Source organism: Mycobacterium sp. MS1601 (assembly GCF_001984215.1).
Taxonomy (GTDB): Bacteria; Actinomycetota; Actinomycetes; order Mycobacteriales; family Mycobacteriaceae; genus Mycobacterium.
On record NZ_CP019420.1, the window covers coordinates 602,170 to 625,707 of the forward strand.

The following is a 23,538-nucleotide window of genomic DNA, read 5'->3' on the forward strand; positions in this document are numbered from 1 at the left end:
GGGCCCCTAACAAGACCACTTCCGCCTATGCCGCACAAGAGCTACGTTCGACGCCCTGGGTGTCACGCTGAAAGGGCACGCCGCGAGGTGAAGAGGCGGCGCTCCCCCGAGAACGGGTCGTCGAATTCCAACGTATGCGCCAACAGCTGCAGCGGTGTACTGAAGTCGCCATCAACGACGTCGATGACATTGGGGTACAAGGGATCACCAACAATAGGCACACCGATCGAGGACATGTGCACCCGCAGCTGATGCGTGCGTCCGGTGCGCGGGGAGAGTCGATACCGCTGTCCACCAAGGCTTTCCACCAAAGTCTCGGCGTTGTGCTCGCCCGGCTCGTGCGCCGCCTGCAGTACACCACGGTGCTTGACGATCCGACTTCGTAGCACCGTGGGCAGTTCCACTGTCGGAATCCCCTGCGCAACAGCAAGATAGGTCTTGCGCACCTCGCCGCGCGCGAACAGCGTCTGGTACGCGCCGCGCAGCTCTCGACGGCAGGTGAACATCAGCACCCCTGCCGTCAACCGGTCCAGCCGGTGCGCCGGCGACAGCTCGGGCATCCCCAGGGACCGCCGCAGCCGCACCAAGGCGGTCTGGGCCACATGTCGGCCGCGGGGCATGGTCGCCAAGAAGTGCGGCTTGTCCACCACCACCAGATCGTCGTCGCGGTAAAGGATCGGGATGTCGAACGGCACCTCCACCTCGTCGGGCAGGTCACGGTAGAGGTAGACGAACTCTCCCGGCGCCATCACCGTTGTCGCGGTCACCACGGCACCGTCGGCGGCCACCACCTCACCACCGAGCACCTTGGCCGCGGCGGCATCGCCGAATCGGGAGGCCAGTTCCACCAGCACCGCTCCCCCACGCAACCGAATCCTCGTCGGCCCCAGGCCATCCCGGTCCGGCAGTGGTCCAATCAAGTCAAAGGCACCGGTTCGAGGATCTCGGCGCGGGCCTCGGGTGCGGCGGCGCGCAGCGCGTCTGCGGAGGCGTCGTCGGGCTGGGTCTGCGACAGCACCTCGGCTTCGACGCGGGCGACATAAGTGGCAACCTCGCGGTCGACGTCCTCGGCGCTCCAGCCCAGGATGGGCGCCACCAACTCGGCCACTTCGCGGGCACAGTCCACACCGCGATGCGGGTACTCGATCGAGATCCGCATGCGACGCGCCAGGATGTCCTCGAGGTGCAGCGCGCCCTCGGCCGCGGCCGCGTAGGCCGCCTCCACCTTGAGATAAACCGGCGCTTCGGTGATCGGCTCCAGCAGCTCGGGCCGGTCGGTCGCAAGTGCCAGCACCTCGTCGATCAGCGAGCCGTAGCGGTCCAGAAGATGTCGCACCCGATAGGGATGCAACCCGAAACGAGCACCCACGTGTTCGGTCTGGTTGACCAGCGCGAAGTAGCCGTCGGCGCCTACCAGCGGCACCTTCTCGGTGATCGACGGCGCCACCCGCGCCGGAATGAACTGTGCCGCGGCATCGATCGCATCGGCTGCCATCACCCGGTACGTGGTGTACTTGCCGCCCGCGATGGCCACCAGGCCGGGCGCGGGTGAGGCCACCGCATGCTCGCGGGACAGCTTCGAGGTCTCTTCGCTCTCGCCTGCCAGCAGCGGCCGCAGCCCCGCGTACACGCCGTCGATGTCGTCATGGCTCAACGGGGTGGCCAGCACGGTGTTGACGTGGCTCAGGATGTAGTCGATGTCTGCCTTGGTGGCCGCCGGATGCGCGAGGTCCAGGTTCCAGTCCGTGTCCGTGGTGCCGATGATCCAGTGCGTGCCCCACGGGATGACGAACAACACCGACTTCTCGGTGCGCAGGATGATCGCCACCTCGCTGACGATCCGGTCACGCGGGACCACGATGTGCACGCCCTTGGAGGCGCGCACCCGAAACCGGCCACGCTGCTTCGACAGCGCCTGGATCTCGTCGGTCCACACACCGGTGGCGTTGACCACGACGTGCCCGCGTACTTCGGTGACCGCCCCGTCCTCGGAGTCACGGATCCGCACCCCGATCACCCGGTCGCCCTCCCGCAGCAGTGACACCACCTGCGTCGACGTGCGGACCACGGCACCGTAGTGCGCGGCGGTCCGCGCCACCGTCATGGTGTGGCGGGCGTCGTCGACCACGGTGTCGTAGTAGCGGATCCCCCCGATCAGAGAACTCCGCTTGAGCCCGGGTGCCAGTCGCAGCGCACCCGATTTGGTCAGGTGTTTCTGCGCGGGCACCGACTTGGCGCCGCCCAACTGGTCGTAGAGAAAAATCCCGGCCGCCACATACGGGCGCTCCCACACCCTGTTGGTCAGCGGGAACAGAAACGGCAGCGGTTTGACCAGGTGCGGGGCCAGCGTCGTCAGCGACAGCTCACGCTCGTGCAGGGCTTCGCGGACCAGGCCGAACTCCAGCTGCTCGAGGTAGCGCAGCCCGCCGTGAAACATCTTAGAAGACCGACTCGAGGTGCCGGAGGCGAAGTCACGCGCCTCGACCAGGGCAACTTTGAGGCCACGGGTGGCCGCGTCCAGGGCCGCCCCGGCTCCCACCACGCCGCCGCCGATCACCACCACATCGAATTGTTCGTTGCCCAGGCGCTCCCATGCTCGTTGGCGTTCTGCAGGACCCATCAACGACCCGGTGCCGAGTTCGACGTCCGTCACGCGCACTCCTCGTTACTCGTCGCAACGTTGTCCAGGCTACGTCGGCTAATCCAGGTCGTCGTGCGCCATGAGCCGTCGCGCCGCTTCCACGATGGACCCTGACAGTGATGGATACACCGACAGCGTCTGCGCCAGGTCGGTCACCGAGATGCGGTTCTGCACGGCCAGAGCGATCGGCAGGATCAGCTCCGAGGCGATGGGGGCCACCACCACACCACCGATCACCACGCCCGTAGCCGGCCTGCAGAAGATCTTCACGAAGCCGTGTCGCAGCAGGCTCATCTTGGCGCGAGCGTTGGTGTTCAGCGGCAGCATGATCGTGCGCGCCGGAACGCTGCCGTCGTCGATCGCGGTCTGCGGGATGCCGACGGCGGCGATCTCGGGCCTGGTGAACGTGGCCGACGCCACCGTACGCAACCGGATCGGAGACACCCCCTCACCGAGCGCGTGATACATCGCGATGCGGCCCTGCATGGCCGCGACCGACGCCAACGGAAGCAGTCCCGTGCAGTCGCCTGCGGCGTAGATGCCCGAGGCCGGAGTGCGCGACACCCGGTCCACCGGGATGTAGCCACCGGGTTTGAGCTCGACGCCGACGCGCTCGAGACCCAGACCCTTGGTGTTGGGGATCGAGCCCACGGTCATCAGGGCGTGGCTGCCCTCGACGACACGGCCGTCGGCCATCTTCACGGTGACGCCGCGCTCCGTGCGTGTCACCGAGTCGGCGCGAGCATTCTTGACCAACGTCACACCACGCTCGTCGAAGACGTCCTCCAGCGCCGCCGCGGCGTCGCTGTCCTCGTGCGGCAGGATCTGGTCGCGGCTGGCGACCACGGTGACGTCGACCCCGAGTTCGGTGTAGGCGTTGCAGAACTCTGCGCCGGTGACGCCCGAGCCGACGATGATCAGATGCTCGGGCAGCTCCTCGAGGTCATAGAGCTGACGCCAGGTCAGGATGCGTTCGCCGTCGGGCACAGCGTTGGGCAGCACCCGCGGGCTGGCGCCGGTGGCGATCAGCACGATGTCGGCTTTGAGCACCCCGGTCTTGCCATCTGCGGTGGTGACCTTGATGCGGTGGTGCGCCATGCCGGAGACGTCGTCGACCAGCTCGCCACGGCCACCGATGATGGTGACGCCCAGATTCAGCAGCTGGCTGCCGATATCGGCGGACTGGGAGCGGGCCAGCGTCTTGACCCGATTGTTGATCTGGGTGAGCTCGATCTTGGCGGCGTCGATGCCGATGTCGTAACCAAGACCCTCGGCGCGGCGCAACTCGGTGCGCACGCCGGTGGAGGCGATGAAGGTCTTCGACGGCACGCAGTCGAACAGCACACATGCGCCGCCGAGTCCATCGGAGTCGACGACGGTGACCTGTACTTCTGGGCCTCGGGCTGCGGCCACCAGGGCTGCTTCATATCCGGCGGGGCCGCCGCCGATGATCACGATGCGCGTTGGCACTGTTCAAACCTAGGCCATCGGCGCGTACGGCGAAGAACAGGCGCAGGTATGGGCCGGCCCCTGCTTGTTGACTAAGCTCATCGGGTGCCGATCTACGCCGCCTACGGGTCGAACATGCATCCCGAGCAGATGCAGGAGCGCGCGCCACATTCACCGATGGCAGGCACCGGGTGGTTGCACGGCTGGCGGCTGACCTTCGGCGGTGAGGACATCGGCTGGGAAGGTGCACTGGCCACCCTCGTGGAGGACCCGCTGTCGAAGGTCTTCGTGGTGCTCTACGACATGACGCCGGACGACGAGATCAACCTGGATCGCTGGGAGGGTTCCGACTTCGGTGTGCACAAGAAGATCCGCTGCCGGGTGCACCGCGAAACCTCGGACACCACAACCGATCCCGTACTGGCATGGCTGTACGTCCTGGACGCCTGGGAGGGCGGGATGCCGTCCGCGCGGTACCTGGGTGTGATGGCCGACGCCGCGGAGATCGCCGGCGCACCGGCGGACTACGTCCATGATCTGCGCACCCGTCCGGCCCGCAACATCGGGCCGGGCACCAGCACCTGAACCGCCCGTCCGGCGGCCGAGCTAGAACGCGGCGCTCTGCTCCACCAGGTTCACCATCACCCGCACGCCGACTCCCAACGCACGCTCGTCGAGGTCGAATGTGGGCTGGTGCAGATCCAGCTGTGGTCCCACCCCGCTCCACACCCCCAGCCGTGCCATGGCGCCGGGTACCTCTTCGAGGTACCAGGAGAAATCCTCACCGCCGCCGGACTGATGGGTGTCGGCCAGTACGTCCGGGCCGATGGCCTCGATGGCGTGTGTCATGATCCGGGTGGAGATCTCTTCGTTGACCACCGGCGGCACACCCCGGTTGTACTTCAGCGAATGCGCGATGCCCAGCGGTGCCATCAGAGACGAAACCGCTTCGCTGACAAGGCCTTCCAGCTCCAGCCAGGTTTCTCGGCTGGCGGTGCGCACCGTACCGGCCAGCGTGCCCAACTGCGGAATGGCATTCGCGGCCACACCGGCGTTGACGGCGCCCCACACCATCACCGTGCTGTGCCGGGGGTCGACCCGCCGCGACAGGATGCCGGGCACACCGGTGATCAGTGTCCCGAGGCCGTAGACCAGATCACTGGTCAGGTGCGGGCGCGACGTGTGCCCGCCCGGCGAATGCAAGGTGATCTCCAGCGAATCAGCCGCCGACGTGATGGGCCCGGGGATGGTGGCTACCCGCCCGACCGCCAACCGGGGGTCGCAGTGCAGGGCGAAGATGCGCGACACTCCTGTCAACACACCTGCATTGATGGCGTCGATGGCGCCGCCGGGCATCAGTTCCTCGGCCGCCTGGAACACCAGCCGCACCGACACCGGCAGGTCCGGCACCGAGTTCAGCGCCAGCGCCGTACCCAGCAGGACCGCGGTGTGGGCGTCGTGCCCGCAGGCGTGTGCCACCCCAGGCACCTCGGAGGAAAAGGAGAGGTTGGTGCGCTCGGCCATCGGCAGTGCGTCCATATCGGCGCGCAGCGCGATCCGCGGCCGGTGTTCAGGTCCGATATCGCAGGTCAGACCCGTACCGCCGGGCAGCACTTTGGGATTGAGTCCGGCGTCGGCAAGCCGTTCGGCGACAAACTGGGTGGTGGCGAACTCCTGTCGACCCAGTTCGGGGTGACGGTGGATGTGTCTGCGCCAGCTCACCAGGTCGTCGTAGTTGGACGCCAGCCAGGACTCGGTGAAATCGGTGATCGTCATGCGCGTTGCTCCTGCAATTCCAACACCCGGTCCCGCTCGGTCGGCGACTCCGCCAGCGCGACGACAGTCCTGGCCAGCATGATGGCGCCCTCGACCACCGCGGTGTCACCGCTGGGGCTGGCCGCGGCTGCCGCGAACCCCGGCTGGTGCACGTTCGCCCCGCCGGCGTCGACGCCGACCACCGGGTGGATACCGGGCATCACCTTGGTGACATTGCCCATGTCGGTGCTGCCCAGCGGCAGCGAGGCCTCCATCTCCGCGGGCAGAGGGGTCCGGCCCATCCGCAACAATTCCGCCCGGAACGTCTCGGCCAGGAAGCTGTCGGGCGTCAGCTCCTGATACATCGGGGAGGCTTCGTCCACGTCGTACTCGCATCCGGTCGCGACGGCACCGGCCTGGAAGCAGCCGGCCATCCGTTCTTCGAGGTTCTGCAGCGCCGAGGTCTCGACGGCGCGCATGGTGTAGCGCAGCTGTGCCCGTGCCGGAATCACGTTGGGGACCAGGCCGGCTTCGGTGACGATGCCGTGCATCATCTGTCCCGGCAGCAGCTGCTGGCGCAGCAGGCCGATGGCCACCTGGGTCACGGTCACCGCGTCGGCGGCGTTGACCCCCAAGTAGGGCGCCACCGCGGCATGAGATTCACGGCCGCGGTAGGTCACCCACACCTCCGACAATGCCAACGAGCGGGCAGCGGCGATGTCGATGGGACCGGGGTGCAGCATCACGGTGGCGGTGATGTCGTCGAAGACCCCACGAGAGAGCATCAGCACTTTGCCGCCGCCGGCTTCCTCGGCGGGGGTGCCCACCAGGACCACCGTCAGGCCAAGGTCGTCGGCGACATCGGCCAGCGCCAGCGCGGTGCCCACCGCCGAGGCGGCGATGATGTTGTGCCCGCAGGCGTGCCCGATCTCCGGCAGTGCGTCGTATTCGGCACACACCCCGATGACCAGCGGCCCGCTGCCGAAGGACGCGCGGAACGCGGTGTCGATGCCGCCGACCTTCTCGGTGATCGCGAATCCCCGCTCGGCGACCAAGGATTGGACCTTGGCACAGCTACGGTACTCCTCGAAGGCCAGTTCTGGCTCGGCGTGGATGGCATGCGACAACGCCACCAGGTCGTCGCGGCGGCGACGGATGACGTCCTCGACGGTCGAGGACGCGGGGACATCGGGCATCCCAGCAGTATCCCACTGGCATGGGTGTGACCTGTCCCGGCCACCGAGGGCCGTTACGCTCACCGTTCGTGAACTCCCCCGCCGAAGCAGCCTTGACCGCAGCAACCGCCATCGTCGAGCGCACCGGCGTCGAACGCCACGATGTGGCCGTGGTGCTGGGGTCCGGGTGGGCGCCCGCGGTCGAGGTGCTGGGCGAGCCGACCGCGGTGATCCCCATGTCCGAGCTGCCCGGCTTCACGACACCGACGGCGGCCGGGCACGGCGGGCGGGTGCTGTCGATCCCGCTGGGACACCACCGCGTGCTGGCTCTGGTGGGCCGGATCCACGCCTACGAGGGCCACGACCTGGCCGACGTGGTGCATCCCGTGCGGGCGGCGTGCGCGGCCGGCGCGCAGACCGTGGTGCTGACCAACGCCGCAGGCGGACTGCGCAGCGATTTCAGTGTGGGCCAGCCCGTGCTGATCAGCGATCATCTCAACCTGACGGCACGCTCACCTCTGGTCGGCGCGGAGTTCGTGGACCTGGTGGACGCGTACTCCCCGGTGCTGCGCGAATTGGCCCGCGAGATCGATCCGACGTTGGCCGAGGGCGTGTACGCCGGGCTGCCCGGCCCGCACTACGAGACACCCGCGGAGATCCGGATGCTGCGCACCCTGGGTGCCGATCTGGTGGGGATGTCGACGGTGCACGAGACCATTGCCGCTCGAGCGGCGGGCGCACGGGTGCTGGGCATTTCGCTGGTGACCAACCTGGCCGCCGGGATGACCGGCGAGCCGCTGAGCCACGCCGAGGTGCTGGACGCCGGCCGTCAGTCCGCGACCGCGATGGGCTCTCTCTTGTCCTCGGTGATCTCTCGTCTCTGAGCGCCGAACCGCGCGGTCAGTTTGACCAGCCCGCGGGCCATCCACGGCGCGGCGAAGAGCATCACCAGGATGCGCAGCACCTGGGCGGCGACGATGAAGGTGACATCGGAGCCGGTCTCCACGGCCGTGGCCAGCACCGCGTACACACCGCCCGGGCTGGTGGCCAGGTATCCCTCCAGCGGTGTCACGCCGCTGACGTGGGACAGCAGCAGGCCCAGGCCCGCGGTGGCGACGGTCAGCGCCGCGATCAGCCCCAGCGCCAGCGGCATCGCCCGGCCCACCGCTTTGAGCGACTCGCGGGTGAAGGCGACGCCCGCCTGCCAGCCGATCAGGACGTAGCCGATCTGCACCCAGCGCCGTGGGAACCGCCAGACCGAAGGAGTGCCCGGTCACCTCCAGCACCACGGTGATCGCCATCGGCCCCAGCAGTCCGGCGCCGGGGAGCCGCACCAGTTTGCCGAGCACCACCCCCACCACCGAGATCACCACGATCAACCCCACGCTGACATACCAAGGGGCCGAGGCACTCTCGGTGACCTGGGTCGGGTGAGAACGATCGGGATGGAAGACGAACAGCACGATCACCGGCATCGAGGCAGTCACCAGGCCCACGCGCAGGTACTGGACCACCGCCACCACCCGATCGTCGCCGCCGAGTTCGCGGGCGATGGCCACCAGCCCGGACGCTCCCCCCGCCACCAGAGCCAGCGCACCCGTCAGCGGTGTGATGTCGCGGCGCAGCCCCATGAGCGCGCCGGCCAGGACGCTGATAGCCAGGGTGGCCACCACGACGGTGACCACGATGGGCCAGTGTGGCCCCAGCGCCGCGAGTGAATCGTCCTGCACCATGGTGCCGATGTAGACGCCGAGAACGGCTTGGGCCGCCTGGCCGGCGCGCCGGGGCACCCCTGCGGGCGCCAACGACATCAGTGCCAGCGCTATACCCACCACCAGCGCGGCGAACAGTGCGGCCGAGGGCACCCCGAGCAGGGTCAGTCCGATGGTGGCAGCGACGGTGACCGCGGTCAGCAGTACCCAGCGTGCCACCGTCTTCACCATCAGCCTCAGCCCTCCCTCGATCTCTATTGACAAGTATGCCCTTTGTTTTCACTCTGAATCAACCCAGTGTGTTCCACTTCTCGCCGGACTAATACCAAGGTATAACTTGGTAATGCACCGAGATCGAGCCTCAGCAACCGAACTGCGCGAATCCGTCATGGCCCTGGCCAGGCAGATGCGCCGTCACCGCATGGACAACGGGCTGACGCTGACTCAGATGCAGATCCTCGGCGATACCAGCCGGGCCGGCGTCACCACCCCCGCGGAGATCGCCAGCCGCCTCCAGGTACGGGTGCAGTCCCTGACCGACAGCTTCAACGGACTCGATGCGCGCGCGCTGGTCTCCCGCAGACCCGATCCCGATGACCGCCGTCGCCAACTCATCGAGATCACCGCCGAAGGCGAACGCCTGCTCGCCGAGGACCGTGCCGAGCGCGACCAGTGGCTCGACGCCGTGATGCGCGACGCACTCACCGACCTGGAGTACAACCTGTTGATGATCGTGGCGCCGGTGTTGCGCAAGCTCGCCGACGGGGAGGCGGCACAATCGGCGTTGTGATCACCTTCGGCACCGCGGGACTGCGCGGCCCCATGCGCGGCGGGCCCGACGGGATGAACGTCGATACCGTCGAACGCGCGACCTGGGCGGTGGCCCGCGTTCTGCGCGAGCGGTGCCTGGGCGGCTCCACCGTGGTGGTGGGCCGCGACGCCCGGCACAACTCCGACGATTTCGCCTTGGCCACCGCCGAGGTGTTTGCCGCAGCCGGCTTCGATGTGGTGCTACTACCCGATGCGCTACCCACCCCGGTGGTGGCGTTCGCCGTCCGTCGCCTGCGCGCGGCCGCGGGCGTACAGATCACCGCGTCCCACAATCCCGCCGCCGACAACGGATACAAGGTCTACTTCGACGGCGGCGTGCAGATCATCTCTCCCATCGACCGCGAGATCGAAGCCGCAATGCGGCGGGCACCACAGCTGATTCCACGAGAGATTGTGCAGCCCAGCGACACCGGACTTGTCGAGCTCTACATGGACCGGGCCGCCGGGGTCCGCAGAACCGCCGAGCCGGTGCGAGCGGCGTTGACACCGATGCACGGGGTCGGCGGCACGGTGGCCCTGGAGGTGTTACGTCGCGCCGGAATCACCGACGTCCACACCGTGGCATCCCAGTTCTGGCCGGATCCCGACTTCCCGACGGTGGCCTTCCCCAACCCGGAGGAGCCGGGAGCAACGGATGCGGTGTTGGCGCTGGCGGCCGACGTCGACGCCGATATCGCGATCGCCCTGGATCCCGACGCCGACCGCTGCGCCGTGGGGATCCCCACCGAGTCGGGCTGGCGGATGCTCTCCGGTGACGAGACAGGTTGGCTGCTGGGCGATTACATCCTCTCGACAACCCAGACCCCGGCGTCCGAAGTGCCGACCGTGGCCAGCACCGTGGTGTCCTCGCGCATGCTCGGCTGCATCGCCGCAGCGCACGGGGCCCGGCACGTGGAAACGCTGACGGGGTTCAAATGGCTGGCGCGGGCGGCAGAAGAGTCCCTTGTCTACGCTTACGAGGAAGCCATCGGTCATTGTGTGGACCCGTCCGCGGTACGTGACAAGGACGGCGTGAGTGCGGCGGTGTTGGCCTGCGATCTGGTCTCGACGCTGAAAATGAACGGCCGCACCGTGATCGGCGCACTGGATGACCTGGCTCGCCAGCACGGGGTACATCAGACCGCGGCCGCCACCGAACGGGTGACCGACGCCGCCGCGGTGATGACCCGGCTGCGCACCAGACCACCGTCGCAGTTGGCCGGAATCGACGTCTCCGTCGACGATCTGCAGGACCGCCGTGGCGCGCAGCGCACCGACGCCCTGATCTTGCGCGGCGAATCGGTGCGCGTCGCCATCCGGCCGTCCGGCACCGAACCCAAGATCAAGGGATACCTGGAAGTGGCCCTGGCCCCGCGTCAGGACCTACCGGCAGCCCAAGCACAAGCTGCCACCCTGCTCGCGGCTCTCACCACCGAGGTCTCGGCCCTACTCACAGGAATGTGACAGGTTCAGGTAACAACGCATTACCCAGGGTTTACCGGCGTTCACACAGTTTGGGCAACTCCCCCAGTTACGTTCGGGGGAACTCCGCGTGACCCCTCGCACACCGGTGTGCGACCGAACCCGACATCCCGAGGTGAACCATGAGCAGCACGCCTGACACCGCGTATGACAACTCGGCCCTCAGTCACGAGGAAGAGGGTTATCACAAGGGCCTCAAACCCCGCCAGATCCAGATGATCGCCATCGGCGGCGCGATCGGCACCGGCTTGTTCATGGGAGCGGGCAGCCGCCTCAACAGCGCCGGCCCGGGCCTGTTCCTGGTGTACGCATTCTGCGGTGTTTTCGTCTTCTTCATCCTGCGCGCACTCGGCGAACTGGTGCTGCACCGCCCGTCCTCCGGCGCGTTCGTCTCCTACGCCCGCGAGTTCTTCGGGGAGAAAACGGCTTACGTCACCGGCTGGCTGTACTTCTTCAACTGGGCCATGACCGCCATCGTGGACGTCACCGCCATCGCCCTCTACACCCACTACTGGGGGATGTTCCAGGCCATCCCCCAGTGGGTGATCGCGCTGGTGGCCCTGGCCGTCGTGATGGCCATGAACGTCATCTCGGTCAAGGTGTTCGGCGAGATGGAGTTCTGGGCCGCCCTCATCAAGGTCGCCGCGCTGGTGCTCTTCCTGATCGTCGGCACTGTCTTCCTGGCCGGACGCTTCGAAGTGCGGGGCGAGCCAACCGGATTCAGCATCCTGACTGACAACGGCGGGCTCTTCCCGGAGGGGCTCTTTGCACTGGTGATCGTCACCTCGGGCGTCATCTTCGCCTACGCCGCAGTCGAACTCGTCGGCACCGCCGCAGGCGAGACCGAAAACCCGGCCAAGATCATGCCGCGCGCCATCAACTCCGTCATCGTCCGGATCGCGGTGTTCTACGTGGGCTCGCTGATCCTGCTGGCCCTGCTGCTGCCTTACACCGCCTACAAATCGGGCGAGAGCCCGTTCGTGACGTTCTTCTCCAGTATCGGTGTGCCCGCGGCCGGCGGCATGATGAACCTGGTGGTGTTCACCGCCGCCCTGTCCAGCCTCAACGCCGGGTTGTACTCCACCGGTCGCATCCTGCGGTCACTGGCACTCAACGGCAGCGCACCCGAGTTCACCGGGAAGATGAACAAGAACGGGGTCCCCTTCGGCGGCATCGCGCTGACGGGTCTGATCACGTTGCTGGGTGTCGGCCTCAATCTGGTGGTGCCGTCGGAGGCGTTCAACATCGCGCTCGATCTGTCGGCCCTGGGCATCATCTCGACATGGGGCATGATCGTGCTCTGCCAGATCCAGCTGCACCGCTGGGAGAAGAAGGGCATCCTGACCCGCCCGTCGTTCCGGCTTCCGCTCTCGCCGTACACCAGCTACGCCACGCTGATCTTCCTGGCGGCGGTGACCCTGCTGATGTGCTACGAGAACTATTGGAACGCCATCGCTTTGGCGGTCATGGTGCCTGCGCTGATCGCCGGCTGGTACGCGGTGCGCACCAAGGTGATGGCGGTAGCGGCGGCCCGCGTCGGCATCACCGGCGAGTATCCGGTGGTGGCGGACACCCCGATGATGGACGAGTTCCGCCACGAGGACGGCAAGCGCGACTGACGTTCTGGGGCCGGCCACCTGCGGGGTGGCCGGCCCGTCAGCACGGCAGTGTGGCCGCCTTGAGCAAGGCGGCATACTGATAGGCGTACACGTAGCCCCAGTAGAAGATGTCGTAGTCGTAGTCACGCGGTGTCGGTCGCATGGTCAACTCTCCGTCGAAGCACTTCTCGAAGATGTAGCGCGCCCGCACCATGTGGAAGTTCCAGGACACCACGATCAGGTGCTGCCACCCCCGTTCGCGGGCCATACGGGAAGCGAACATGGCCTCTCCCAGAGTGCTCCACGGATCGGGGACGAAGCACACCACCTCGATGCGGGCGGTGCTCGATGCGCAGGCGCGCCGGATCACCGGGTAGTCCGCAGGGTAGGAGTCGGCGATCACCACGGTGTCGGCATATCCCTGCCGCGCCAGTTGCAGGCCGTAGTCGATGCGGCCGTCCTGATCACCGCCGAGTACCACGATGGCGTCGGCCTTGCCCAACACGTCCCCGTGTGGGCGGGTGAACAAGACGTAGCCGACCACACCGGCCACCGTCGCGACCACCAGCGCCGTGGCCGTCGTCCAGATCAGGAGTCGGCGCACTCAGCGCGGACCGAACTGGCGATCACCGGCATCGCCGAGACCCGGGACTATGTAGGCCACGTCGTTGAGACCCTCGTCGACGGTGGCGGTGAACAGCCTGACGCCTGGCGCCGCCGACTCGACCGCGGCCACCCCCTCCGGAGCCACCACCACGCAGAGAAGCGTGATGTCAGACGCCCCCCGATCTTGCAGCAACCCCAGCGCGTGCACCATCGACCCGCCGGTGGCCAGCATCGGGTCCAGGACGAAGACCGGCTGCTCGCTGAGGTCGTCGGGCAACGACTCCAAATAGGGCGTGGGCTGGTGGGTCTCCTCGTTGCGCGCGACACCGATGAAGCCGACCTTGGCCTCCGGGATCAGCGCATGTGCCTGATCCACCATGCCCAGGCCGGCACGCAGCACCGGGACCAGCAGCGGTGGCGATGCCAGTCGGTGGCCGGTGGTGTCCATCAACGGCGTGCGCACGTTGATGGCCGTCCGCGGCGCCTCTCTGGTGGCCTCGTACACCAGCATCAGCGTGAGGTCGCGCAACGCCGCCCGAAACCCGGCGTTGTCGGTGCGCTCGTCCCGCAACGTGGTCAACCGGGCAGCAGCCAGAGGGTGATCGACAACCCGCACATCCATAGGCCGCAACCCTAGACAGCTCAGGCCGAGCGTGCGCGTTCGCGGGCAAAACGCCACGTTTGTTTTCGTGGTTTGCGCACGCTCATGGCAAAGCGTTCAGGGCACGTCGTTATCCTGTGCCGCATGGCTGCTGAGCTTGTGCCGATCCGACTCACTTTGACCGCGGGCGATTTCTACACCGTGTGGGCGCCGCGCTGGCGTGACGCCGGCGACGAATGGGAGGCCCTGCTCGGAGACGACGAGGACCTCTACGGCCTTCCCGGTGCGGCCGAGCTGGCCGCTTTCGTGCGTGGCGGCGCCCCCAACGACCTGTCCGACCACCCGGCATGGCCGCAGCTGGTCGAGGCCAACGCCCACAAGTTCGATCCTCCCGAGAACCGTCAGTTCGACCTCATCGCCGTCGAGGAACTGCTGGCAGACAAGCCCACCGAGGAGTCGGTGGCCACGCTGGCCCGCACGCTGGCCATCGTGTCGTCCATCGGGTCGGTGTGCGAGCTGCCCGCCGTCACCAAGTTCTTCAACGGCAACCCGACGCTGAGCAGCGTCAACGGCGGTCTCGACGAGTTCACCGGCAAGGCGGGCCTCAAGCGGTGGAACAACATCGCCGCGATCGTCGGGCGCAACTGGGACGGCATCATCGCCGCCATCGACGACATCATCACCACCCCCGACGTCGATGAGAAGCTGGTGGCCAAGGCCACCGCGGAGCTCGCCGAACCGGCGCCCGAGGAGCCCGAAGAGGAACTTCTGGTCGAGGATTCCGCCGACGAGGAGCTGGCCGACGACGACGATCTGGATCCCGCGGACGAGGTGCTGGCCGCCGCGGCCGAAGGCGCTGCAGTCTCGGGTGGGGACGTCGATTTCTGGGCCAACGTGGGCATCGACCCGGTGCAGATGATGACCAGCTCCGGCACGTTCTACACGCTGCGCTGCTACTTCGACGACCGCCCGTTGTTCCTGGGCCGCAACGGCCGCATCAGCGTGTTCAGCTCCGAGCGCGCCCTGGCTCGCTATCTGGCCGACGAGCACGATCACGACCTGTCGGACCTGAGCACCTACGACGACATCCGCACGGCCGCCGTGGACGGCTCGCTGGATGTCGACGTCACCGACGAGAACGTCTACGTGCTGACCGGGCTGTCCGAGGAGATCGCCGAAGGTCCCGACACCATCGACCGCGACCAGCTGATGCTGGCCGTCGAGCTGTTGCAGGACGTCGGCGATTACTCCGAGGACGACACCGTGGACAAGACGCTGGCGGCTGACTCACCGCTGGGTCTGTTCGTGGCCTACGTCGAGGATCCCGACACCGCGGAGAGGCCCGCCGCGCCGTACGCCAAGGCCGTCGAGGGCTTCGAGCGGCTGGAACGTTTCCTGGATTCCCGCCTGCGCCGCGAGTGATTTGGGCGTGATTCCGGTCGCTGAGCGGTTGGAATCACGCCGAAATCGCACGGATGACGGCGGCCGTGCGACTCGACAACCCCCTCACCCGACCAGGACGGCGTACCTCGGCTTGATGATCTCGTCGATGATGGCGAGGCGCTGGTTGAACGGGATGAACGCCGACTTCATCGCGTTGATGGTGAACCGCTCGAGATCACTCCAGCCGTAGCCGAAGGCTTCGACCAACCGCAGCATCTCCTGACTCATCGTGGTGTCGCTCATCAACCGGTTGTCGGTGTTGACCGTCACCCGGAAGCGCAACCGGGCCAGCTCGGCAAACGGGTGCTCGGCGATGCTCTTGACGGCCCCGGTCTGCACGTTCGAGCTGGGGCACAGCTCCAGCGGGATGCGCTTGTCGCGCACGATGCCCGCAACGCGGCCCAGCTTGGCGCCGCCTTCGGGCAGCGGTTCGATGTCGTCGACGATGCGCACACCGTGGCCCAACCGATCCGCCCCGCAGAACGCGATGGCCTCGTGGATGGACGGCAATCCGAACGCTTCACCGGCGTGAATGGTGAAGCGGCCGTTGTTGTTCCGCATGTACTCGAACGCGTCGAGGTGACGGGTGGGAGGGTAGCCGGCCTCAGCGCCTGCGATGTCGAAGCCGACCACACCCTTGTCGCGGAACCGGATGGCCAACTCGGCGATCTCGCGCGAGCGCGCGGCATGGCGCATCGCGGTCACCAGACAGCGCACCGTGATGGTCTTGCCGTCGGCGGCGGCGGCTTTCTCCCCGTCTGCGAAACCGGCCAGCACCGCCTCGACGACGGCATCCAACGACAGACCGTTGTCGATGTGCAGTTCGGGGGCGAACCGGATCTCGGCATAGACCACCGAGTCGGCGGCCAGATCCTCGACGGCTTCGAAGGCCACCCGGTGCAGGGCCTCGGGAGTCTGCATGACGGCCACGGTGTGGGCGAAGGGTTCGAGGTAGCGCACCAACGAGCCCGAGTGGGCGGCCGTGCGGAAGAAGGTGGCCAGTCCCTCGACGCTGTCGGCCGGCAGTTCATGGCCGATATCGGAGGCGATCTCCAGCACTGTCGACGGTCGCAGCCCGCCGTCGAGGTGATCATGCAGCAGCGCCTTGGGAGCACGGCGGATGTTGTCCAGGGACAGCGGAGTCGTCATCGCTCCATCTTGCAAAACGATCGGGCCCGCGGCCACGTGATTGGCAGCCTCGGGCGAAGGGAGACCGAATCGGGATACACCCATGTCACCGCCCCCGCCGCAACATGTCGATAACCTGCAGATACAGCAAATTACGTGGAATCTTCTCCAGACATTCATCAGAGAACCGGAGTCGAACGTCGACACCGACAGGTGGCATCGGCTGCGGAACCCAATCCATGAGCATGCAGAATTGACGCCACCAGCATTATCATCGGCCGATGTGGATCGAGCCGATCGAGCGTGCGCGGTCGAACTCGAGACGCGGGGCCGTTGCCGCTTTGGTCCTGACCTTGCTCTACCTGATGCTCGGTCGCCTGACTTTTACCGTGTCGGTCGAACACAGCAACGTGACCAGCGTTGTCTTCGCGCCAGAGGGAATCGCCTTGGCCTTCGCGGTCATGTTCGGACCTCGGGTCGCCTGGGGAGTGCTGTTCGGTCAGACGCTGCTGTCCATCTGGTCTGGGCCCTCGGTGATCGGCGGTCTGGCGATCGGTGTGGTGAACAGCCTGGAATGTGTGCTCGGCGCCTTCCTGTTCGCGCGCTGGCGGATCTCACCGACGTTCGGCCACCCCCGTGATGTCCTGCTGTTCGTCGCAGTGGTCTTCCTGGTTCTGCAGCCCATCAGCGCCACCGGCGGAGTCAGCGTGCTCTGGGCCGTGGGCGCAGCTCCCTTGGACCGGATCCCAGACCTGTTGGAGCCGTTCTGGATTCACGGGATCCAGCAACCCCTCACCGATGCAGGTGAGATTCCGTCGGCGTGGCTGCACTGGTGGATCGGCAATGCGGTGGGCCAGGTGCTCATCGCACCGCTGATCCTCGCCTGGGCGATCCGAGGCATCCCACGGCGAAGGACAACAAGCCCTGATCTGATCGTCAGCGCCGTGGCCATCACGTTGTTGGGCATTGCGGCGACCGTGCTTCCCGTCTATCCGCTGCTGATGCTCGGAGTCACCTACCCACTGCTGGTGTGGATCGGACTCCGGCGCGGGCTACGCGGCGTCACCACCGCCAACGTGCTGATCGCCCCCGCCATCACGTGGGCAGGTGCCTCCGGAGCCGGATTCCTGGCACACCTCAGCGTTCCCGACCGCCTCGCCCATGTCAGCTTCTTCATCGCCACGGCGACGGTGTTCTCGTTGATGCTCTACGCCATGTTCGAGGAGCGGCGCCAACTGGTCGAACGCCTGGACAGCCTGACCCGGGTGGACACACTGGTGCCGTTGGCCAATCGCCGACACTTCGTCGAACACCTGCAGGCTGAACTCGACACAGCGACGCGACTGGACAGTCAGCTGGCAGTGGTCGTCTTCGACATCGACCACTTCAAGCGCATCAACGACGACCACGGTCACGCTCTTGGTGACCAGACGCTGACCGCCGTTGCCGAGACCTGCAACTCGGTGATCCGCCGCGGTGACATCGCGGCCCGAATGGGCGGTGAGGAATTCGCCGTCGTACTACCCGGCTGCGGTCTCGACGACGCCGGGGACTTCGGCGACCGCCTTCGCGCCGCCATCTCCGAACAGCACCGAACCCGCGACGACCTGCCTGCGGTCACCGTCAGTGTGGGAGTTGCCGCTGCACGGCCCCACGATTCCCTGGACGTGCTGCTCAACCGTGCAGACCAGGCGCTCTATGCCGCCAAGAGAGCCGGGCGCAACGCCGTAGAGGTGGCCGGCAGCTAGATCCGGTCGATGACGAGGGGACGTGTCTTCGGCGCGTGGTCCTGCACGCTCCAGGCGCCGTCGAGTTCGGCCAGGGCCGGCCCGAACCGTTCAGCGGTGTCGGTGAGCAAGGTGAACACCGGGTCACCGGGTGCGACGGGTTCGCCGGGGCGGCGGTGCATCAGCAGGCCGGCACCGGCCTGCACCTGCTCGCCGGGGGCCGCGCGGCCCGCACCGAGCCGCCACACCGCCATACCCACCGCCAACGCGTCGACGGGCCCCATTGTGCCGCCGTGCGACGCCGTGACGGTTTCACGATGGTGCGCCACCGGCAGCGGCGCCGTCGCGTCACCGCCCTGCGCGGCGACGATGGCGCGGAAGCTGTCCATCGCCGTCCCGTCGCACAGGGTGTCAGCGGGGTCGCGGCCGTCCAGGCCGACGAGCTCGAGCATCTCGCGCGCCAACGCGACCGTCAGCTCCACCACGTCCGCAGGTCCCCCGCCGGCCAGTACCTCCAGCGACTCGGCCACCTCGACAGCGTTGCCGACGGCACGGCCCAGCGGCACCGCCATGTCGGTGAGCAGGGCTCGTGTCGGGATTCCGTGCGCGTGGCCGAGCGCAACCATGGTGCGTGCCAGCTCCCAGGACTCCTCTTCCTTCTTCAGGAACGCCCCGGAGCCGACCTTCACGTCGAGCACCAGGGCGTCCGCGCCCTCGGCCAGCTTCTTGCTCATGATCGAGCTGGCGATCAGCGGCAGCGACTCGGTGGTGGCGGTGACGTCGCGCAGCGCGTAGATCTTGCGATCCGCCGGTGCCAGGTCGCCCGCAGCGAAGATGGCCGCACCTACGTCGCACAACTGTTGGCGCACTTGAGCTTTGCCGATCTCGGCGGTGAAGCCGGGAATGGACTCCAGCTTGTCGAGAGTGCCGCCGGTGTGCCCGAGCCCGCGGCCGGCCGCTTGCGGGACGGCGGCACCGCACGCGGCGACGACGGGTACCAGCGGGATGGTGAGCTTGTCTCCCACTCCGCCGGTGGAGTGTTTGTCGACCAGCCGAAGTCCCAGGTCGGAGAAGTCCAGGCGCTCGCCGGAGTTGATCATCGCGGCTGTCCACCGGGCGATCTCGTCGCGATCCATGCCGCGCAGGAAGATGGCCATCAGCAGCGCGGCCATCTGCTCGTCACCAACCCGGCCGTGGGTGTAGGCATCGATGACCCAGTCGATCGCGTCGTCACCGAGTCGGCCGCCGTCACGCTTGGTCCGGATGACCGTCGGCGCATCGAATGTGAACTGGGTCACGGTGTTTGATCTCCTCGAGCAAGGTCGTCAGGGCCGAACGCGTCGGGCAGCAGGTGGTCCAATCGCTTGGGCCCACCCGGATGGGCGATCAACATCGTCGCTCCCCCATGTTCGTAGAGCACCTGCCGGCATCGCCCGCACGGCATCAGGAGTTCGCCGTCAGCCGCCACACACGCCAGGGCCAGCAGCCGTCCACCGCCGGATGAATGCAGGGCACAGACCACAGAACACTCCGCACAGAGACCCAGGCCATATGAGACATTCTCCACATTGCATCCCGAGACAATTCGCCCATCGTCGGCTAGGGCGGCCGCACCCACCGGAAATCCGGAGTACGGCGCATAAGCGCGCCGTGAAGCATCTATTGCCTTGTCCTGCAACAGCTTCCAGTCAATCTCAGCTCTCATGACGCCGCCGCCGAATCGTCTCTGAATGCATTCACCACACCCCTGTCCTGACCAGGCTTTTTAGCAAGGTCACCCTAACTTCAGCCCTCTGACCACACCAGGCATCGTTTTGGCAATTAGTTGGTTACTTCAAATGGGATTAGAGTCCTCCCGACGGTTGCCCGAAGCAACAATTGGGAATCGAACACCGCCACGCTGGGGATGAGCCCACTGCCCCGGCGTCCACCGATGGCGTTGGAGGCGCTGAGATGAGTACAGCGGCACCGGCACAGCCGGCCAAGCCGGAAAAGACCCGTCGACGCACCCTGTATCGGGGCGATCCGGGCATGTGGTCCTGGGTCCTGCACCGAATCACGGGTGCGACGATCTTCTTCTTCCTCTTCGTGCACGTGCTCGACACCGCGTTGGTCCGGGTCAGCCCCGAGGCCTACAACGACGTCATCGAGACGTACAAGACGCCGATCGTCGGGTTGATGGAAGTCGGTCTGGTGGCGGCGGTGTTGTTCCACGCCCTCAACGGCATCCGGGTGATCCTGGTGGACTTCTGGGCAGAGGGACCTCGACACCAGAAGAAGATGCTCGTCGGTGTGGCAGCTGTCTGGTTGTTGGTGATGGTGCCCGCGCTGGTGGTGCTGGGCATGCACATGGCGGAGAGGTTCCTGTGAGCGCGCCCGAACGGCCCATCGCGCCGATCCTGGAGAAGAGTTTCGACCGGCCCGCCGGGCTGGACAACCCTCGTGCACCTCGCCGAGCCGGCGGGATGCCGAACTTCGAGAAGTACGCGTGGCTGTTCATGCGGTTCTCGGGAATCGTGCTGGTGTTCCTGGCCCTGGGCCACCTGTTCATCATGCTGATGTGGCAGAACGGCGTCTACCGCATCGACTTCAACTATGTCGCACAGCGCTGGGCCTCACCGTTCTGGCAGACCTGGGACCTGCTGCTGCTGTGGCTGGCGCAGCTGCACGGCGGCAACGGAATGCGGACCATCATCGCCGACTACACCCGCAAGGACTCGACGCGGTTCTGGCTGAACACACTGCTGGCGCTGTCGATGATCTTCACCCTGGTACTGGGTACCTACGTGTTGTTGACGTTCGACCCGAACATCGGGGGTTAAGCCAATGATTCAAGAACATCGCTACGACGTCGTGATCGTCGGCGCAGGCGGGGCAGGCATGCGTGCCGCCGTGGAGGCCGGTCCACGCGCCCGGACCGCCGTGCTGACCAAGCTCTACCCCACGCGTTCGCACACCGGCGCCGCTCAGGGCGGCATGTGCGCCGCGCTGGCGAACGTCGAAGAGGACAACTGGGAGTGGCACACCTTCGACACCGTCAAGGGCGGCGACTACCTCGCCGACCAGGACGCGGTCGAAATCATGGCCAAAGAGGCCATTGACGCGGTGTACGACCTGGAGAAGATGGGGATGCCGTTCAACCGCACCCCGAGGGCCGCATCGACCAGCGTCGCTTCGGTGGCCACACCCGCGACCACGGCAAGGCACCCGTGCGGCGGGCCTGCTACGCCGCCGACCGCACCGGCCATATGATCCTGCAGACGCTGTACCAAAACTGCGTCAAGCACGATGTCGAGTTCTTCAACGAGTTCTACGCCCTGGACATCTCGCTGACGGACACGCCCAACGGCCCCGTTGCCACCGGCGTGATCGCCTATGAGCTGGCCACCGGCGACATCCACATCTTCCACGCCAAGGCCATCGTCTTCGCCACCGGCGGGTCGGGCCGGATGTACAAGACCACCTCCAACGCCCACACGCTCACCGGTGACGGCCTCGGCATCATCTTCCGCAAGGGACTTCCCTTGGAAGACATGGAGTTCCACCAGTTCCACCCGACCGGCCTGGCGGGGCTGGGCATCCTGATCTCCGAAGCCGTGCGCGGTGAGGGTGGCCGGTTGCTCAACGCCGACGGCGAACGCTTCATGGAGCGCTACGCGCCGACCATCGTCGACCTCGCTCCGCGCGACATCGTGGCCCGGTCCATGGTGCTCGAGGTGCTCGAAGGCCGCGGCGCCGGACCGAACAAGGATTACGTCTACATCGACGTGCGTCACCTCGGTGCGGATGTCCTGGAGGCCAAGCTGCCGGACATCACCGAATTCGCCCGCACCTACCTCGGCGTGGACCCGGTGACCGAACTGGTGCCCGTCTACCCCACCTGCCACTACGTGATGGGGGGCATCCCCACCAACGTCGAAGGCCAGGTGCTGCGCGACAACGAGAACGTCATCCCGGGGCTGTACGCCGCCGGCGAGTGTGCGTGTGTGTCTGTACACGGAGCCAACCGCCTGGGCACCAACTCGCTGCTGGACATCAACGTGTTCGGCCGCCGCGCCGGTATCGCCGCCGCCGAGTACGCACTGGGACACGACTTCGTGGAACTGCCGCCGTCGCCCGCGTCGATGGTGGTGGACTGGGTGGGAGACATCCTCTCCGAACACGGCCACGAGCGTGTCGCCGACATCCGCACCGAGCTGCAGCAGTCGATGGACAACAACGCCGCGGTGTTCCGCACCGAGGAGACGCTCAAGCAGGCGCTGACGGACATCCACGCACTCAAGGAGCGATACTCGCGAATCACCGTGCACGACAAGGGAAAGCGCTACAACAGCGATCTTCTCGAGGCCATCGAACTGGGCTTCCTGCTGGAGCTGGCCGAGGTCACCGTTGTCGGTGCGCTGAACCGCAAGGAGTCTCGCGGCGGCCACGCTCGCGAGGACTACCCGAACCGCGACGACACCAACTACATGCGACACACCATGGCCTACAAGGAGGGCGCTGACCTGCTCTCTGACATCCGGTTGGATTACAAACCCGTCGTGCAGACGCGGTACGAGCCGATGGAACGGAAGTACTGACATGAGCGCACCCGTACTGGACAAGCCCGAATCCGGCGATCCGCCCCTGCCGCCCGTCCCGGACGAGGCGGTGATGGTGACCCTCAAGATCGCCCGCTTCAACCCGGAAGACCCGGACGCTCAGGGCTTTCAGAGCTACCGCGTGCCGTGCCTGCCCACTGACCGGCTGCTCAATCTGCTCATCTACGTGAAGAGCTATCTGGACGGCACGTTCACCTTCCGCCGCTCCTGCGCGCACGGCGTGTGCGGTTCGGATGCCATGCGGATCAACGGCGTCAACCGGCTGGCGTGCAAGGTGCTGATGCGCGACATGCTGCCGAAGAAGGCCGGCAAGCAGTTGACCATCACCATCGAGCCCATCCGCGGCCTGCCCGTGGAGAAGGATCTCGTGGTGAACATGGAGCCCTTCTTCGACGCGTTCCGCGCCGTCAAGCCGTTCCTGATCACCTCGGGCAATCCCCCGACCCGTGAGCGCATCCAGAGTCAGACCGACCGCGCTCGCTACGACGACACCACCAAGTGCATTTTGTGTGCGTGCTGCACCACCAGCTGCCCGGTGTTCTGGAGCGAGGGTTCGTACTTCGGCCCGGCCGCCATCGTCAACGCCCACCGGTTCATCTTCGACTCGCGTGACGAAGCCGCCGCCGAGCGGCTGGACATCCTCAACGAAGTCGACGGGGTATGGCGCTGCCGCACCACCTTCAACTGCACCGAGGCCTGCCCTCGCGGCATCGAGGTCACCAAGGCGATCCAGGAAGTCAAGCGCGCGTTGATGTTCGCCCGCTAGCTTCTCTAAGTCCAGCGCGAGCGTGCTGGGGTTACCCCCAGCAC

At 66.7% G+C, this 23,538-nt stretch carries 20 protein-coding genes and 2 pseudogenes; 11 read left to right on the forward strand and 11 right to left on the reverse strand.

Annotated elements, in window-relative coordinates:
- Positions 1-62: 62 nt before the first annotated feature.
- The 3 genes from BVC93_RS02830 to BVC93_RS02840 form a co-directional block, all read right to left on the reverse strand.
- Complete coding sequence (locus tag BVC93_RS02830) at positions 63-917, reverse strand: pseudouridine synthase (protein ID WP_083740749.1); 855 nt, start codon at positions 915-917, stop codon at positions 63-65.
- The gene (locus BVC93_RS02835) at positions 917-2,620 is read right to left on the reverse strand and encodes a glycerol-3-phosphate dehydrogenase/oxidase (RefSeq protein ID WP_083740750.1); all 1,704 of its coding nucleotides are present in this window, start codon (positions 2,618-2,620) and stop codon (positions 917-919) included. The genes BVC93_RS02830 and BVC93_RS02835 overlap by 1 nt, the downstream gene beginning before the upstream one ends.
- 78 nt (positions 2,621-2,698) lie before the next feature.
- Complete coding sequence (locus BVC93_RS02840; RefSeq protein WP_083735853.1) at positions 2,699-4,111, reverse strand: NAD(P)H-quinone dehydrogenase; 1,413 nt, start codon at positions 4,109-4,111, stop codon at positions 2,699-2,701.
- A gap of 84 nt (positions 4,112-4,195) precedes the next feature.
- Between BVC93_RS02840 and BVC93_RS02845 the strand changes: the two genes are divergently transcribed.
- The gene (locus tag BVC93_RS02845; protein WP_083735855.1) at positions 4,196-4,675 is read left to right on the forward strand and encodes a gamma-glutamylcyclotransferase; all 480 of its coding nucleotides are present in this window, start codon (positions 4,196-4,198) and stop codon (positions 4,673-4,675) included.
- 21 nt (positions 4,676-4,696) lie between these two features.
- Here the strand turns inward: BVC93_RS02845 and BVC93_RS02850 are convergent, their stop codons facing one another.
- Together BVC93_RS02850 and BVC93_RS02855 are read right to left on the reverse strand one after the other, a co-directional pair.
- Positions 4,697-5,866 (reverse strand): M20 family metallopeptidase, encoded by a 1,170-nt coding sequence (locus BVC93_RS02850; protein ID WP_083735856.1) that lies wholly within the window; start codon positions 5,864-5,866, stop codon positions 4,697-4,699.
- Complete coding sequence (locus BVC93_RS02855) at positions 5,863-7,041, reverse strand: M20 family metallopeptidase (protein WP_083735857.1); 1,179 nt, start codon at positions 7,039-7,041, stop codon at positions 5,863-5,865. The genes BVC93_RS02850 and BVC93_RS02855 overlap by 4 nt, the downstream gene beginning before the upstream one ends.
- 20 nt (positions 7,042-7,061) lie before the next feature.
- Between BVC93_RS02855 and BVC93_RS02860 the strand changes: the two genes are divergently transcribed.
- The gene (locus tag BVC93_RS02860; RefSeq protein WP_083735858.1) at positions 7,062-7,904 is read left to right on the forward strand and encodes a purine-nucleoside phosphorylase; all 843 of its coding nucleotides are present in this window, start codon (positions 7,062-7,064) and stop codon (positions 7,902-7,904) included.
- Here the strand turns inward: BVC93_RS02860 and BVC93_RS02865 are convergent.
- Positions 7,850-8,963: pseudogene (locus BVC93_RS02865) on the reverse strand (AbrB family transcriptional regulator). The gene BVC93_RS02860 and the pseudogene BVC93_RS02865 sit on opposite strands and share 55 nt — an antisense overlap.
- Positions 8,964-9,075: 112 nt before the next feature.
- Here BVC93_RS02865 and BVC93_RS02870 point away from each other — a divergent pair.
- From BVC93_RS02870 to BVC93_RS02880, 3 genes are all read left to right on the forward strand, one after another.
- Positions 9,076-9,522 carry a MarR family transcriptional regulator gene (locus BVC93_RS02870; RefSeq protein ID WP_083735859.1) on the forward strand — a complete coding sequence of 149 codons (447 nt, stop codon included), beginning with the start codon at positions 9,076-9,078 and terminating at the stop codon, positions 9,520-9,522.
- 32 nt (positions 9,523-9,554) lie between these two features.
- Positions 9,555-11,006 carry a phospho-sugar mutase gene (locus BVC93_RS02875; protein ID WP_083740751.1) on the forward strand — a complete coding sequence of 484 codons (1,452 nt, stop codon included), beginning with the start codon at positions 9,555-9,557 and terminating at the stop codon, positions 11,004-11,006.
- 140 nt (positions 11,007-11,146) lie between these two features.
- Complete coding sequence (locus BVC93_RS02880; RefSeq protein ID WP_083735860.1) at positions 11,147-12,643, forward strand: amino acid permease; 1,497 nt, start codon at positions 11,147-11,149, stop codon at positions 12,641-12,643.
- Positions 12,644-12,680: 37 nt separating this feature from the next.
- Here BVC93_RS02880 and BVC93_RS02885 read toward each other — a convergent pair whose 3' ends face one another.
- Together BVC93_RS02885 and upp are read right to left on the reverse strand one after the other, a co-directional pair.
- Positions 12,681-13,226: a YdcF family protein gene (locus BVC93_RS02885; protein ID WP_083735861.1), complete on the reverse strand. Its 546-nt coding sequence runs from the start codon at positions 13,224-13,226 to the stop codon at positions 12,681-12,683.
- The gene (gene upp / locus BVC93_RS02890) at positions 13,227-13,850 is read right to left on the reverse strand and encodes a uracil phosphoribosyltransferase (RefSeq protein ID WP_083735862.1); all 624 of its coding nucleotides are present in this window, start codon (positions 13,848-13,850) and stop codon (positions 13,227-13,229) included.
- Positions 13,851-13,973: 123 nt separating this feature from the next.
- On the opposite strand from upp, the gene BVC93_RS02895 reads away from it, so the two are divergent.
- A complete protein-coding gene (locus BVC93_RS02895) occupies positions 13,974-15,251 on the forward strand; it encodes a primosomal protein (RefSeq protein WP_083735863.1) in 1,278 nt (425 codons plus the stop codon).
- Positions 15,252-15,335: 84 nt separating this feature from the next.
- On the opposite strand, the gene BVC93_RS02900 is transcribed toward BVC93_RS02895, so the two are convergent.
- Complete coding sequence (locus BVC93_RS02900; protein WP_083740752.1) at positions 15,336-16,421, reverse strand: adenosine deaminase; 1,086 nt, start codon at positions 16,419-16,421, stop codon at positions 15,336-15,338.
- A 260-nt stretch (positions 16,422-16,681) separates the two neighbouring features.
- Between BVC93_RS02900 and BVC93_RS02905 the strand changes: the two genes are divergently transcribed.
- On the forward strand, positions 16,682-18,148 hold the full coding sequence (locus tag BVC93_RS02905; protein WP_083735864.1) for a GGDEF domain-containing protein: 1,467 nt from the start codon (positions 16,682-16,684) through the stop codon (positions 18,146-18,148).
- Here the strand turns inward: BVC93_RS02905 and BVC93_RS02910 are convergent.
- Together BVC93_RS02910 and BVC93_RS02915 are read right to left on the reverse strand one after the other, a co-directional pair.
- Positions 18,145-19,425 carry a thymidine phosphorylase gene (locus tag BVC93_RS02910; RefSeq protein ID WP_083735865.1) on the reverse strand — a complete coding sequence of 427 codons (1,281 nt, stop codon included), beginning with the start codon at positions 19,423-19,425 and terminating at the stop codon, positions 18,145-18,147. The genes BVC93_RS02905 and BVC93_RS02910 overlap by 4 nt on opposite strands.
- Positions 19,422-19,832 carry a cytidine deaminase gene (locus BVC93_RS02915; protein WP_083735866.1) on the reverse strand — a complete coding sequence of 137 codons (411 nt, stop codon included), beginning with the start codon at positions 19,830-19,832 and terminating at the stop codon, positions 19,422-19,424. Before BVC93_RS02915 ends, BVC93_RS02910 begins: the two co-directional genes overlap by 4 nt.
- A gap of 248 nt (positions 19,833-20,080) precedes the next feature.
- Between BVC93_RS02915 and sdhC the strand changes: the two genes are divergently transcribed.
- The 4 genes and pseudogenes from sdhC to BVC93_RS02935 all read left to right on the forward strand — a co-directional run bounded on the left by sdhC (position 20,081) and on the right by BVC93_RS02935 (position 23,494).
- Positions 20,081-20,497 carry a succinate dehydrogenase, cytochrome b556 subunit gene (sdhC, locus tag BVC93_RS02920; protein WP_083735867.1) on the forward strand — a complete coding sequence of 139 codons (417 nt, stop codon included), beginning with the start codon at positions 20,081-20,083 and terminating at the stop codon, positions 20,495-20,497.
- A gap of 26 nt (positions 20,498-20,523) precedes the next feature.
- Positions 20,524-20,949 (forward strand): succinate dehydrogenase hydrophobic membrane anchor subunit, encoded by a 426-nt coding sequence (locus tag BVC93_RS02925; protein ID WP_442929065.1) that lies wholly within the window; start codon positions 20,524-20,526, stop codon positions 20,947-20,949.
- 4 nt (positions 20,950-20,953) lie between these two features.
- Positions 20,954-22,707, forward strand: a pseudogene (sdhA, locus tag BVC93_RS02930) (succinate dehydrogenase flavoprotein subunit).
- Between the two features lies 1 nt (position 22,708).
- On the forward strand, positions 22,709-23,494 hold the full coding sequence (locus BVC93_RS02935) for a succinate dehydrogenase iron-sulfur subunit (protein ID WP_083735869.1): 786 nt from the start codon (positions 22,709-22,711) through the stop codon (positions 23,492-23,494).
- Positions 23,495-23,538 lie beyond the last annotated feature (44 nt).

Excerpts from the sequence above, each read along its gene's own strand:
- BVC93_RS02850 (WP_083735856.1), bottom strand. The coding sequence starts at position 5,866 with ATGACGATCACCGATTTCACCGAGTCCTGGCTGGCGTCCAACTACGAC.
- BVC93_RS02835 (WP_083740750.1), bottom strand. The coding sequence starts at position 2,620 with ATGGGTCCTGCAGAACGCCAACGAGCATGGGAGCGCCTGGGCAACGAA.
- BVC93_RS02860 (WP_083735858.1), top strand. The coding sequence starts at position 7,062 with ATGGGTGTGACCTGTCCCGGCCACCGAGGGCCGTTACGCTCACCGTTC.
- BVC93_RS02900 (WP_083740752.1), bottom strand. The coding sequence starts at position 16,421 with ATGACGACTCCGCTGTCCCTGGACAACATCCGCCGTGCTCCCAAGGCG.
- BVC93_RS02895 (WP_083735863.1), top strand. The coding sequence starts at position 13,974 with ATGGCTGCTGAGCTTGTGCCGATCCGACTCACTTTGACCGCGGGCGAT.
- BVC93_RS02905 (WP_083735864.1), top strand. The coding sequence starts at position 16,682 with ATGTGGATCGAGCCGATCGAGCGTGCGCGGTCGAACTCGAGACGCGGG.
- BVC93_RS02935 (WP_083735869.1), top strand. The coding sequence starts at position 22,709 with ATGAGCGCACCCGTACTGGACAAGCCCGAATCCGGCGATCCGCCCCTG.
- sdhC (WP_083735867.1), top strand. The coding sequence starts at position 20,081 with ATGAGTACAGCGGCACCGGCACAGCCGGCCAAGCCGGAAAAGACCCGT.
- BVC93_RS02875 (WP_083740751.1), top strand. The coding sequence starts at position 9,555 with ATGCGCGGCGGGCCCGACGGGATGAACGTCGATACCGTCGAACGCGCG.
- BVC93_RS02870 (WP_083735859.1), top strand. The coding sequence starts at position 9,076 with ATGCACCGAGATCGAGCCTCAGCAACCGAACTGCGCGAATCCGTCATG.
- BVC93_RS02855 (WP_083735857.1), bottom strand. The coding sequence starts at position 7,041 with ATGCCCGATGTCCCCGCGTCCTCGACCGTCGAGGACGTCATCCGTCGC.
- BVC93_RS02915 (WP_083735866.1), bottom strand. The coding sequence starts at position 19,832 with ATGAGAGCTGAGATTGACTGGAAGCTGTTGCAGGACAAGGCAATAGAT.
- BVC93_RS02880 (WP_083735860.1), top strand. The coding sequence starts at position 11,147 with ATGAGCAGCACGCCTGACACCGCGTATGACAACTCGGCCCTCAGTCAC.
- upp (WP_083735862.1), bottom strand. The coding sequence starts at position 13,850 with ATGGATGTGCGGGTTGTCGATCACCCTCTGGCTGCTGCCCGGTTGACC.